Below are 12,313 nucleotides of genomic sequence, written 5' to 3' on the forward strand. Positions count from 1 at the left end.
TGACAAAAAAGGGGGGAATTGAATGATTCATTTGCACATTACTTCGTGGATTCTTGGGCTTGTTTTATTTTTTGCGGCGTATTACCTACATACTTCAGGGAACGCGAAGGCTTCCAAAATTGTTCATATGATTTTGCGGGTGTTCTATATTCTGATCATTGTATCCGGGGTTATTGTAGTACTTGGGATTTATGGAATGTACGCCGAGTATATTATTAAAGGCGTTTCCGGTCTTTGGGTGATTGCTTCAATGGAGATGATTCTTGTCCGTTCGAAAAAAGGAAAGCCTGTCCGCAGCTTTTGGATTCAGCTGATCATTGCGCTTGTTCTCGTTCTGCTGCTCGGCTGGCGATTGCCGCTTGGTTTTCTCAAAATGGGCGTCTGAAAAAAAGTCTGCACCCGGCAGTATCCAGGGGCAGACTTTTTATTTTTTTAAAAGCAGGATGGCCCGCTTCCCAAGGCTTGTTGTGAATTCATAACGATCCATTATGTCATGATCCGGCATGCGGTGGTGCTGTACCCCGCAAATGCTGTCTTCATTATCAAATTGATAAAAGGACGTACAGGATGTTTTCAATTTATTATTGGCGAATAAAAGGTGATTGTAGCAATAAATGCAATCATATGTGGAGAAACCAAGATTATTCAGTTCTCCTGTAAAGCGGATGAAGGAATCGTCATCAAGGGAGCGGAGCATTTGTTCAAAAGCAAAGGGGAGTCTTCTGCGAACGCTGATTAAGTGAGAATCTGTCAAAATCAGTTCTTCAGAATCAGTTTTTACTTTTCCATCAGAAAGCCAAATTGCCTGCGTCCACCTTCCGTCTTTCATGACATGCATGTCGCTTAAATCCATTGAATCAATCAGCTTGCCTTCATCGGCATCCTCCTCAAAAAACAGCCATTCTCCTTCTAAGCTGCAGATGCTGCCAATCATACATGACCTTTCCTGGGTATGAAGCAATTTTTTTCTTAATGAAGAAGCCATGTTGTTCCCTCCAGAGCATATTTGTCTATGTACATATCTTTTTACCCGTAATCGGACAACTTTATTCAACAAGTTCTTCATGAGGACAATTCAATCAATCATAGACTGTGAATAGGATAGGAACAGCTGATGAAATATGATTGAGGGAGATGGCGGATATGTGCGGTATTACAGGGTGGGCTGATCATAAGAGGAGTCTTTCAGGAGAGCGCAGTGTCGTTTCTGCCATGACAGAAACCCTTTCAAAGCGGGGGCCGGATGACACAAACCTATGGTGGCAGCCGAATGTCTGGTTCGGACATAAGAGACTGACGGTGGTGGATCCGGAGAGCGGAGTCCAGCCGATGACAAAAGAGAGAGACGGAAAAGAATATACCATCTGCTATAACGGCGAGCTGTATAACACAGAGGACATCCGTAAAGTTCTTTTAAGCAAAGGGTATACGTTCAGGGGACATTCAGACACGGAAGTCCTCCTTGCCTCTTATATGGAATGGGAAGAAAACTGTTTGGACCATTTAAACGGAATCTTTGCCTTTGGGATATGGGATTCAAGCAAAAAACGTTTGTTTCTCGCAAGGGACCGTATGGGGGTCAAGCCGCTGTTTTACCGGTACGACAATGGATCGCTGCTGTTCGGGTCCGAGTTAAAAGCAATTCTTGCCCATCCGGATGCAAAACCGGTCATGAACCGGGAGGGATTAGCTGAGATTATGGGTCTCGGACCATCCAGAACTCCCGGGCACGGGGTCTACAGCGGAATTTCTGAACTTCGTCCGGCCCATGCCTTAATCCTGAGCAGGGATGGTCTGAAGAAATGGAGGTATTGGAATGTTGTGAGCCGGCCTCATACCGATTCATTTGATGAGACGGTAGAAAAAGTCCGGTTTCTGCTTACCGATGCGGTTACAAGACAGCTCGTGTCAGACGTTCCGCTTTGCACCTTTCTGTCAGGAGGACTGGATTCGAGTGCGATTACCGCGATTGCTGCGGAATCTTATAAAAAAGAAGGAAAAGGACAGCTGCATACGTTTTCCATTGATTACGAGGAAAACGAAAAATTTTTCAAAGCGAACGACTTCCAGCCGAATTCTGACGGGCCGTGGATTCAAAAGATGACGGATGCATTCAGCACGGAGCATCACAGATGTATCATCAGCCAGGAAACACTTGCCCAATTTTTACAAGAGGCAGTTGAAGTCCGGGACCTGCCGGGGATGGCGGATATTGATTCCTCGCTTCTCTGGTTTTGCCGTGAAATAAAGAAAGATTTCACAGTCGGGCTTTCCGGAGAGTGTGCGGATGAAATTTTCGGCGGCTATCCTTGGTTTCACCGCCCGGGTGAAGCGGATGTGTTTCCGTGGATGAGGTCAACTGCAGCAAGAACCGGTTTGCTCAATGATAAATGGAAGGGCGAATTGCATCTCGCTGAGTATGTCGAATCGAGATTTGATGAAACAGCTGCGGAAACTCCTGCACTTGATGGGGAAAGCGAAACGGATGCCAAGCGGCGCGAGCTTTTCTATTTAAACATGATTTGGTTCATGACTACTCTGCTTGACCGAAAAGACCGGATGAGTATGGGAGCAAGCCTTGAAGTAAGGGTGCCATTTGCAGACCATCGGCTTGTAGAATATGTGTGGAACATTCCTTGGGAAATGAAGATGCACGGAGACAGGGAAAAAGGGATTCTGCGAAAAGCATTGGAGGGCGTTCTTCCTGAAGAGGTTTTGTACAGGAAAAAAAGTCCTTATCCGAAAACGTATCATCCTGCCTACACAAAAGCAGTCAGGGTTATGCTTGAGAACTCTTTAAAGCAGAAGGATTCGATTCTTCATGAGCTTTTTGAAAAAGAAAAGCTAAACCGCCTCATTGAAACGAATGGCAGCGATTTTGGGACTCCCTGGTTCGGCCAGCTGATGAGCGGTCCGCAGCTTCTTGCCCATCTTGGTCAAATTCATGTATGGGCAGAGAAATACCGGGTTCAAATCAGTTTATAAGATTTCAGGCCGCCGTTATTCCCAATTGGGTCCCGCGCACTCAGGCAGTGATTCTATGATTTTATGATTCCTCTGCCTTTTCCTCCTGGCCCCAATCTGGCAGGGCACTAAACTCTGTCCCCCTTCTGTTCGGTACATTGCAGCGTATCCTCTCCGTCCCTGTCAGATCGGAAAACAGGGTCGGAGGCAACACCACCGCACATCATCCCGGAACCTGGGTAAACGGATTCAAAAAGCTTTTATTGATTCTCCGCATAAATCGTTTAGGGCCCAATCAGATTTCGCCCGTCCTTCCTGCCGTTCAATCGGTTTCAGGGCTAAGATCTTATGGATGAAATTTCCGGGTAAGACCGTTCAGCCATAATTGAACTCTTGTGCGCAGGGTAGGGTATAGTGGAAGAGAATAGTTATTCGTTGTGTTTTAATTCGTTAATTCGTATAATATTTGTATAACTAATGTATAATTTCAGGGGGACGACCCATCATGACAAAGAAAATAATCGTAATCGGCGCTGGTCCGGGCGGAATGGCTGCAGCGCTTCAGCTTGCAGGCAAAGGCTACGATGTCGATGTTTACGAGAAGCAAAAGTATATAGGCGGGCGAAATTCTTCACTGGAAATGGATGGCTTTACCTTTGATTTAGGACCAACGTTTTTGAGCATGGTTCATCTGGCGGAAGAGATATTTGAAGCAGCAGGGAAGAACCTTTATGACTACCTTGAATTAAAAGAGATTGATGACATGTATGAACTCATTTTTGAGGATGAGAGTTTGCATATGACAAGGAACCGGGACGAGATGAAACGGAGAATTGAAGAGTTTGCCCCTGGAGACGGGGAGGGCTATCTGTCATTTATGAAAGATACTGAAAAGAAGATGGACAGGCTTACCCCGATCCTGCAAAGCAGAATGGACCGGTTCCGCCACTATTTAAGCTGGAGGGTTTTAAAAGCCATTCCAAAGCTGACGTTAACGAAGAGCTTATATGATGTGCTTTCAAGCTACTTCAAGGATGAAAGAGTTAAGCTCGCCTTTACGTTTCAATCTAAATACCTTGGGATGTCTCCGTGGGAATGTCCGGGTGCTTTCTCCATTCTTTCATATATGGAGCATGCACATGGAGTTTTCCATCCAATCGGAGGAGTAAACCAGCTTCCGAAAGCAATGGCGAAGGCTTTTGGAGAACTTGGGGGGAAGGTTCATCTTGGCATGGGTGTGGATAAGCTTCTTATGGAGGGACGGCAGGTAAAAGGTGTAAAGCTTGAATCCGGCGAGGAAGTTTATGCAGACGAGGTCGTCATTAACGGTGACTTTGGGCATGCTGTTACAAATCTGGTAGAAGATGGGGCTTTGAAAAAATACGGCAGACAAAAGCTTGAGAAGAAGAAATTCTCCTGCTCCACATTTATGATCTATCTCGGAGTGGATAAAAAATACGATCTTCCGCATCATACGATCCTGTTTTCAAAAGACTATAAACAGTATGTGGAGAAAATCACAAAAGATTTTTCCCTTCCTGATGATCTTTCGATTTACATCCAGAATGCAAGTGTGACAGACCCGACTCTTGCTCCTGAAGGTCAGTCCGCTCTATATATTCTTGCGCCTGTTCCAAGCAACAAGAGCGGGATTGACTGGGATAAAGAAAAGGGTGCGTTTCGGGACCTTATGCTGAAGACCCTGCATGAGCGTACGGAATTTAAAGATTTGGATAAGCATATACTAACTGAACGGGTCCTTACCCCGAAGGAATGGGAAAAAGAGATTTTCGTATATAAGGGAGCTACCTTTAACCTAGCACACAACCTGACACAAATGATGGTTCTAAGACCCCATAATGAATTTGAAGAGCTCGAGCACGCTTGGCTTGTTGGAGGGGGAACTCACCCCGGGAGCGGACTGCCAACCATCCTTGAGTCAGCACGGATTACAACGAATATGATTCATGAGCGGCATGGAGGAAAGCCGGCTGATTTCAAATCTGACAAAAGACTGGGGAATGCATTATGAAAGCAAGTATAGCAGGCGGCGGAATAGGCGGGCTCATAACCGCTTTATTGATGAAAAAGAACGGGTTTAATGTTACGATATTTGAAAAGAGTGACAGGCTTGGAGGAAGACTCTCCTATGTCAGTGAGGGAGATTACAAGGTAGACGAAGGACCTACAATCGTTCTCCTGCCTGAGATGCTCCAGAGCATCTTAAGGGAATCCGGCATTGAGGACGAAGAATACGAGCTTGTTTCACTGGACCCTCTATACAAACTTCACTTTGCAGACGGAACAACCTATTCCAAGTTTTCAGATTTTAAAAAACAAATGGACGAGCTTAAAACAAACTTTCCAGGAGAAGAAAAGGGCTTTGCCAGATTTATGGAGGATATGGATACAAGATTCCGGCTCGGCAAGGATCAGTTTCTCGAGAAAGCTTTCGTGGACAGGCGGTCCTTTTGGACACAACATAACATCAGAACACTATTGAAGCTCAAAGCATACCGGAATGTCCATCATTCGCTGAAAACATATTTCCGTGATGACAGGCTTAGACAGGCCTACTCCCTGCAAACCCTTTATATCGGGGGGAATCCTTTTGAATCACCAGCTATGTATTCCCTGGTTTCCTACAGTGAGCATAAGCATGGGGTTTATTATATGAAAGGCGGATATGCTCGCCTTGTGGAGATTCTGGAAAAGGTGCTCATTGAATCAGGGGTTGAAATCAGAAAAAATGCCCTTGTCCAGTCTATTTCCTCCAATGGGGAAAGGGCTGAAGGACTTTATGTGAATGGAGAATACCACCCTTCCGACTACTTGATCATGAACGGGGATTTTCCATCCGTTTCCCACATGCTGGAGCCGCACGTACCGAAGCGTGACTACACGCCTTCATCAGGCTGTCTGCTCCTGTACATGGGATTGGACAAAGTGTATAAGGAGGCTTCTGTGCATCAATTCTTTATGGGTGCTGATTTTCAGAAGCATATGCGGGAGGTATTTGCTTCAAAAACAGTTCCATCGGATCCATCCATCTATGCGTTTCATCCATCGATTATTGATTCATCTCTTGCCCCAGAAGGGAAAAGCGTCCTCTATGCCCTTGTTCCGGTTCCATCCGGTAATCATATTGACTGGGAACAGCAGAATGAGTTTGTTGAAAGCATAATCAGCAGTCTTGAAAAAAGAGGATTTCCAAATTTGCGTGAGCACATCATCTGGAAAAAAATCAAGACTCCGAATGATGCCAATAGAGAGGGATTGTTTGAAGGCGGAAGCTTTGGCCTTGCCCCTTCGCTCTTCCAATCCGGTGTGTTCCGGCCGCAGGTTCGGCCATCAAGGCTCAAAAATGTGTATGCAGCCGGTGCATCCATTCACCCAGGAGGCGGGATTCCGCTTGTTATGCAGGGTGCGAAAATGATGGTATCCGAGCTGCTTGAAGATGTAAAAAAACATAAAGGGGTGAGCTTAAGTGGATAAGATTAAAACCGCATATGCACAATGTGAAGAACTTATTAGAATTCATTCCAAGTCGTTTTATAAAGCATTCTCTCTTCTCCCTTCAGAAAAGAAAAATGCGGTTTGGGCCGTCTATGCTTTTTGCAGGACAGTAGATGATATCGTGGATGAAGGGACGAATCCCGAAAAGGAATTGCTGGCGTTCGAGGAGGAGTTTAAACGGTTCTTAAACAACGGGCATGATCGCGGCCACTACATATGGCTCGCTCTCGAAGACACATTCAGCCGCTATGATATGGATGAGGAAGCATTTTGGGATATGATTAAAGGCCAGCGAATGGATTTGACGAAAAAAAGATACGAAACGCTGGAAGAAGTGTTTGACTATTCCTATCATGTAGCCAGTGCAGTCGGACTTATGCTTTTGCCGATTCTTGCTCCCAAAAAGAAGAAATCACTGCGCAACGGAGCTATAGCACTTGGCATCGCGATGCAGCTCACAAATATCCTAAGGGATATCGGGGAAGATTTGGATCGTGACCGGATTTATCTTCCAAAAGAAGTAATGGATCAGTTCGGCTACAGTGAAAGAGAGCTTGAATCAGGGATAATCAGCGATTCTTTTATTTCTGTGTGGGAATACCTCGCTTTTGAAGCAGAAGCTTATTACGAAGAAGCGATGGACACAATCAGCGAATATCCACTCCATTCAAGAACACCTGTAAAAGCCGCTGCATTTTTTTACAAAGCTATATTAAACAAGGTCCGTGGCAATCACTATCAAGTTTTCGGCAAACGAAACTATGTGACTCAGGACGAGAAAATCTCTATATTGTCACAAATTTAAAGGAAGCGTTTCTTGGACGCTTCCTTTTTCATGGTAAGCTTGTGTCAGAATCAAATATTGGAGGAAAAATACGTGACAAATTATCATATTTTGAGCTGGCTGGCAGCAGTCCTGCTCTTTTTTGCCGTTTACCGTTTCAATCAAAAGGGCCTGAAAAAAAGGGCTGCTTTCCTTCACTACGTGCTGCGTGTCCTCTACATGTTTGTCCTGTTTACAGGATTCTACCTGGTTGCCCAAATTCCCATTTCCTTCGGCCATCTAGTTAAGACCGCTCTTGGGGGCTTAACCATCGCAATTATGGAAATCATTCTAGTCCATCAAGTAAAGGGAGAAACGTATAAGGCTCTCTGGGTCATCTGTCTGACCCTTCTTGGAGCCACGCTGCTGCTGGGGTTCATTCTCCCTTTTGGGATTCATTTCTGACTGGAGTCTATGAATGGAAAAAGGGCGCCCTTAACGCAGGCAGGGCAGTTTCTTTCTTTTGCTTAACCAGAAGGAATATCCCGTTCATTCCAGAATAAATGCTTAGTAAAGGAAAAAGGAGGAGATGCAGGATGATCCGCAATAAATCCAGCAGCTGATTTTGACCGCGTGTGCGGGGTCCGCCTGATTGATTTTAGCAAAAAGAAAAATCAGGGGGACGAAAACGATGAAAAATACTTGGAAACTGCTGGGGATTTCAATATGTGAAGCACTCGTATTTGCTTATGTAATCGAGCGGCTCTTTGCAGAGTCGCGCGGCTTATCCATTTTAGATATGCAAAACCTGATAATCCTATACGCTTTGATCAGTGCGCTTCTGGAAATACCGAGCGGGGCGCTGGCGGATATATGGAAAAAGAAATACATGCTCGCTGCAGGGTTATTTATCTGCTACTTTGAATTTTTGTTTTCTATTTTTGCTTATGATATGTACGGGTTTAGCCTGGCCTATCTGGCCGCTGCAATAGGCGGATCGATGAAATCAGGTGTGACGGAGTCTATTCTATATATGTCTTTAAAGGAAGAGGGCAGGGCAGAAGAGTATGTGAAATGGAACGGGCGGTGCCAATTTGCCGGAAATGCTGCGCTCGGCCTGTCCTCAATCGCCGGGGGCTATATCGCATATTATACATCGTTTGAAGCAGTATACTGGCTATCTCTCGCCGGTTTCCCCCTTTGTCTCTATTTAGCCCTTTCTTTAGAAGAGCCGAAAAGAGAATCATCAGATGGACCTATTTTTCAAAAACATGTATGGATTCAGCTGAAAGCAGCTATTGCCTATACGGTGAGAAGTAAACGCCTGCTTATGATCATGCTGGTAAGCGGGATTTCAGGGACGGTGCTTCACAGCGAATTGCATGAGATGAGTATGCTTGTGTATCCCGCTGCAGGAATCTCTGTTTTATACTTCGGATATATCAGTTTTGCCATCACTGGTTCAAGCGCAGCCGCCAACTTGATATCCGGTTATTATCAAACTAGCGGATATGGTCTGCGGCCGGTTTTTGCTGCAGCCGCCGTCTGTGTTTTTTTATTCGGGTCTCTTACTCATTGGAGCGCCATTTTATTTGTGATCGGTGCCATCGCTCTGCTTGAAATGATCAGTCCGATTCTTTCGGGGATGGTGCAGGACAAGGCAGCAGATGATTACAGAGTGACCGTAGCCTCGATCGACGCCTTTATCTGCAATGTGCTGTCCATTCTGATCGGCATCAGCTTCGGTTATGCGGCAGACTGGTATGGGGTCCAATTTGCGTTTCAGCTCCTGGCTCTAGTTCTTGTGATGCTCGTTTTTTTCAGATTGCGCTAGGCCGGCCGCCTTCTCTACACGAATCTTTTACCTGAGCGAAGGGTCGGATAGCGGATTTCCAGAAGTGCTGCAGGAATAAGATTCCGGTAGAATTCTGCTCAGGTATGCCACGGGTCAGAAAAATACCCTATTATAAACAGCAGCAATAGGAAAGCCAGGAAAACTAAAAAATGAAAGACCTGAAAGGTTCCATTCTGAGACGCAATGGACACCTGTTCAGGTCTTATTTTTCAGGTCTAAGATTAAGATTTTACACGCTGCTCCTCGTTTAGCAGGCTCCTTATCTCTTCCTGCCTGCAATCTCTTCTCCAACGTTCATCCCGCTCATTGTGACCATCGGTGATCCGCCTCCGGGGTGAGTACTGCCCCCTGCAAAGGAGAGGTTCTGGATGTCCGCCGGAAAATTGCCCGGACGCATAAAGGCATCCCATTTCTTGTTGGCTGAAATTCCATAAAGTGCCCCGCGGTAAGCCCCAAATGTATCCTGAATATCCAGCGGGGTGAAAAGCCTCTCTTCTTTTATTCGGCCGGTCAGGGAAATTCCTCTCTTTTCGAGTGTTTCATAGATGAGCGTTTTGTAGCGCTGAGGGGAAATTTGCAGCCGTCCTTCCTCTGTAAGGGGAGGGGCGTTTACAAGAATAAATAAATTGCTCCCATCTGGTGCCTGCGCAGGGTCACTGAATGATGAGTTGCTTATGTATATGGTCGGATCCTCACTATAGGATTGGCTGCTGAAGAGGTCTTCAAACTCCTTTCGGTAATCGCTTGAAAAAAAGACGCTGTGATGGGCCAGCTTTTCTATTTTGCCTTCTATCCCTGCGGTTATAACGAATGCGGAAATGGATGGCGAGTAGCTGTTTCGTTTTTTATCAGTAAACTTCGGGCGGTCTGTCTCAGCGATCAGCTCAGGGTAAGCCTTCAGCAAGTCGGCATTCAGCACCACTTCATCCGCTGTCAGCTCATGACCGTTTGCAAGCAGCACCGTATTAATCCTCTTATTGGAAACCTGAAGCTCCTGAACCTTCGTATTCATTAAAAACTGAACGCCCATTTCTTTTGCGAGGCTGAAGTATGCTTCCGCAATCCTTGTATTTCCGCCTTTTACATAAAATACGCCCTGCACAAGCTCCAGGTAGGCGATCATCGCAAATGTGGCCGGTGACTGATAAGGGGATGAACCGATATAGGTTGCATACCGGTTAAAAGCCTGAACGACATGTTCATTGCCGAAATACCTTCTGAAAAAATGATCCATCGTTTCTAGCGGACGGACCTTCATAAACGCATAGCTTAAGCTCGGAGAAGCATAATCGAGCACACTTTTAAACATACGCGGGAAAAAATGCGTTTCAGACAGCTTGTACAGCCTGGTGATTTCTGCAAGAAACCGGTCGTAATTTTCATAGCCTTTTGGATCAAGGTTCTTCAGCTGCTTTTTCATGGCATCTGCATCACTGCTGAAATAAAAATGAGTTCCATCAGGGAAGAAATTTACGGTATGCTGATCGAGCTTAATGAATTCTAAGTAATCGCTCATTCTTTTTCCGGCATATTGGAATACCCGTTCAAAAACCTGTGGCATCGTAATGGTATTCGGCCCGAAATCAAACCGGTACGAACCAAGCGCCACCGGCATCAGCTTGCCGCCGGGATGGCTGTTCTTTTCAATAACCGTCACATCCCAGCCTTTGCTGGCCAGAGTGATGGCTGAGGCCAGACCGCCAAGACCTGCCCCTGCAACAACCGCTTTTTTCATCGTTTTCCCTTCTTCCTTAAAGAACATTGGAAAAATTCTTCACCTGTCCCGATATCACCTTTTCTCTTAGGTCATCTAACTGGGCTGTGAATACCTCTTCTACTGTTTTCGTTTTTTCTTTTCGGCTGCCCTTTAAAGACTGGTAAGATAGCGGGGATCCTACATGAATATAAAGCTCCTGTTTTTTCTCGGAGCCGAATGAATAATAGAGGGCAATCGGTAGTATGGGAGTTTCCGGACTCATCTCCGCCATGGCCGTCAGCCCGGAAAGAAATGCAAGTGGACGCTGCTCAAGGTGCTTCTCATCTCCCTGCGGAAAAATTGCCACACTCTTTCCGCGGCGGAGCAGCTCCCCTCCGTATCTGACCGACTGGATGATATCTCTGGGATGGTCCCGATTAACGGAAAAAGCGCCAAGGTGCTTGAAATAAGGGAACTCCCGCATCCCTTTTTCATGCATCATCACATGAAAATCCTGCTTAAGTACTGCCCGGTTCAGATAATGCAAAACAAGACCATCCCACCATGAACAATGGTTTGCGCACCATAGCGCATGCGCTGGGAGCTCTGAGTCTGTGTGCACGTAAATTCCCCGGAAATGCTTTTTAAATAAATGTTTCGTATACTGAGAAAATCCAAAATCAAACCACCTGGTTTTGCTTGCTTTGATCATGCGAACCCCTCTTTACCGTTAACATATAGATCCCGAGCATAAGAAGCGCCGGTACAATGGAAAACGCAACAGCAAGCCAAAGCGAATTAATCACTGCCAGCAGGACGAACATAAAAAGGATTAAAAAGAAAACGGTCGCCATTCGGTTCTCCCAGAGCAGGTTCTTTTTATAGTGCGCTCTTCCTGTAAGCTGAATAATCATATGAAGGAAGAACGCCAGGATAAACCAGCCGCTAAAGTTCGAGAAGGGAATGTTGTAGTAAAAGCTGTCCGCTTCCCAAATCCAATACTCCTTCACTTCATAGGCGATAGGATCAATGATCAGGTCAATCATAACCGCCAGAAGCGCCCCTGCAGCACTGAAGACCACCGCAGACGCTTCAGGCAGGAGGGTTTTCACAATCGCATGAGTCCCGCCGATCACCATCAGCCAGGCAAATCCTATCGTAATCGGTGCCCCAAACACCTGCGGGCCAAAACCTTCCGTATAGTCATAATCACCGAATAAAAACCCGTATTCAGCCCCTAAATGCTCAATGAATATGGATAGGACAATGACCGTAAGCGACAGCAAAACTCCAAGCTTTACTCCATATGTATGATACAAATAAATACCGCCGATTACCCCGGCTGCGATAAGAAAGACGACATTTGCCCATTCAAGCCATGATGGCAGGATATCAAACCCGAGAAGGATGACGCCGCATCCGTACCAAATAAGAAAAAATATATACAGCCCATGATCTGCTTTCACTTTTTTTCACCTCTTTACCGTCATTATAGGCAGAGCAGGGGGGACAGTACAAG

At 45.7% G+C, this 12,313-nt stretch carries 11 protein-coding genes; 7 read left to right on the plus strand and 4 right to left on the minus strand.

What is annotated here, in order from left to right; translation table 11 throughout:
- Nucleotides 1–22: 22 nt before the first annotated feature.
- Nucleotides 23–385: a YisL family protein gene (locus ACQCV8_RS13390; protein WP_426845152.1), complete on the plus strand. Its 363-nt coding sequence runs from the start codon at nucleotides 23–25 to the stop codon at nucleotides 383–385.
- Nucleotides 386–424: 39 nt separating this feature from the next.
- Here ACQCV8_RS13390 and ACQCV8_RS13395 read toward each other — a convergent pair whose 3' ends face one another.
- Nucleotides 425–985, minus strand: a complete 561-nt coding sequence (locus ACQCV8_RS13395) for a DUF2777 family protein (RefSeq protein ID WP_426845153.1) — start codon at nucleotides 983–985, stop codon at nucleotides 425–427.
- Nucleotides 986–1,143: 158 nt separating this feature from the next.
- Here ACQCV8_RS13395 and asnB point away from each other — a divergent pair, with 158 nt between their 5' ends.
- The 6 genes from asnB (at nucleotide 1,144) to ACQCV8_RS13425 (ending at nucleotide 9,077) form a co-directional block, all read left to right on the plus strand.
- Nucleotides 1,144–2,985: an asparagine synthase (glutamine-hydrolyzing) gene (asnB, locus tag ACQCV8_RS13400; protein WP_426845154.1), complete on the plus strand. Its 1,842-nt coding sequence runs from the start codon at nucleotides 1,144–1,146 to the stop codon at nucleotides 2,983–2,985.
- Between the two features lie 484 nt (nucleotides 2,986–3,469).
- A complete protein-coding gene (locus ACQCV8_RS13405; RefSeq protein ID WP_426845155.1) occupies nucleotides 3,470–4,996 on the plus strand; it encodes a phytoene desaturase family protein in 1,527 nt (508 codons plus the stop codon).
- Entirely contained in the window at nucleotides 4,993–6,459 is a 1,467-nt protein-coding gene (locus ACQCV8_RS13410; RefSeq protein ID WP_426845156.1) for a phytoene desaturase family protein, read from the plus strand. Before ACQCV8_RS13405 ends, ACQCV8_RS13410 begins: the two co-directional genes overlap by 4 nt.
- Nucleotides 6,452–7,285 carry a phytoene/squalene synthase family protein gene (locus tag ACQCV8_RS13415; RefSeq protein ID WP_426845157.1) on the plus strand — a complete coding sequence of 278 codons (834 nt, stop codon included), beginning with the start codon at nucleotides 6,452–6,454 and terminating at the stop codon, nucleotides 7,283–7,285. The genes ACQCV8_RS13410 and ACQCV8_RS13415 overlap by 8 nt, the downstream gene beginning before the upstream one ends.
- 72 nt (nucleotides 7,286–7,357) lie before the next feature.
- Nucleotides 7,358–7,708: a DUF1516 family protein gene (locus tag ACQCV8_RS13420; protein ID WP_426845158.1), complete on the plus strand. Its 351-nt coding sequence runs from the start codon at nucleotides 7,358–7,360 to the stop codon at nucleotides 7,706–7,708.
- Between the two features lie 226 nt (nucleotides 7,709–7,934).
- Entirely contained in the window at nucleotides 7,935–9,077 is a 1,143-nt protein-coding gene (locus ACQCV8_RS13425; protein WP_426845159.1) for an MFS transporter, read from the plus strand.
- 280 nt (nucleotides 9,078–9,357) lie between these two features.
- On the opposite strand, the gene ACQCV8_RS13430 is transcribed toward ACQCV8_RS13425, so the two are convergent.
- Genes ACQCV8_RS13430 through ACQCV8_RS13440 form a run of 3 tightly spaced genes read right to left on the minus strand, consistent with a single transcriptional unit; the run spans nucleotide 9,358 to nucleotide 12,260 of the window.
- Nucleotides 9,358–10,833, minus strand: coding sequence for a phytoene desaturase family protein (locus tag ACQCV8_RS13430; RefSeq protein ID WP_426845160.1), 1,476 nt, complete (start codon nucleotides 10,831–10,833; stop codon nucleotides 9,358–9,360).
- A 16-nt stretch (nucleotides 10,834–10,849) separates the two neighbouring features.
- Nucleotides 10,850–11,506: a lysophospholipid acyltransferase family protein gene (locus tag ACQCV8_RS13435; RefSeq protein WP_426845161.1), complete on the minus strand. Its 657-nt coding sequence runs from the start codon at nucleotides 11,504–11,506 to the stop codon at nucleotides 10,850–10,852.
- A complete protein-coding gene (locus ACQCV8_RS13440) occupies nucleotides 11,475–12,260 on the minus strand; it encodes a carotenoid biosynthesis protein (protein ID WP_426845162.1) in 786 nt (261 codons plus the stop codon). The genes ACQCV8_RS13435 and ACQCV8_RS13440 overlap by 32 nt, the downstream gene beginning before the upstream one ends.
- Nucleotides 12,261–12,313 lie beyond the last annotated feature (53 nt).

Source organism: Metabacillus sp. 84, from assembly GCF_050107715.1.
Lineage (GTDB): Bacteria > Bacillota > Bacilli > Bacillales > Bacillaceae > Metabacillus_B.

Bases quoted from the DNA above. Each gene is read 5' to 3' on its own strand.
- ACQCV8_RS13390 (WP_426845152.1), top strand. From the start codon at position 23: ATGATTCATTTGCACATTACTTCGTGGATTCTTGGGCTTGTTTTATTT.
- ACQCV8_RS13395 (WP_426845153.1), bottom strand. From the start codon at position 985: ATGGCTTCTTCATTAAGAAAAAAATTGCTTCATACCCAGGAAAGGTCA.
- ACQCV8_RS13435 (WP_426845161.1), bottom strand. From the start codon at position 11,506: ATGATCAAAGCAAGCAAAACCAGGTGGTTTGATTTTGGATTTTCTCAG.
- ACQCV8_RS13425 (WP_426845159.1), top strand. From the start codon at position 7,935: ATGAAAAATACTTGGAAACTGCTGGGGATTTCAATATGTGAAGCACTC.
- ACQCV8_RS13405 (WP_426845155.1), top strand. From the start codon at position 3,470: ATGACAAAGAAAATAATCGTAATCGGCGCTGGTCCGGGCGGAATGGCT.
- asnB (WP_426845154.1), top strand. From the start codon at position 1,144: ATGTGCGGTATTACAGGGTGGGCTGATCATAAGAGGAGTCTTTCAGGA.
- ACQCV8_RS13430 (WP_426845160.1), bottom strand. From the start codon at position 10,833: ATGAAAAAAGCGGTTGTTGCAGGGGCAGGTCTTGGCGGTCTGGCCTCA.
- ACQCV8_RS13410 (WP_426845156.1), top strand. From the start codon at position 4,993: ATGAAAGCAAGTATAGCAGGCGGCGGAATAGGCGGGCTCATAACCGCT.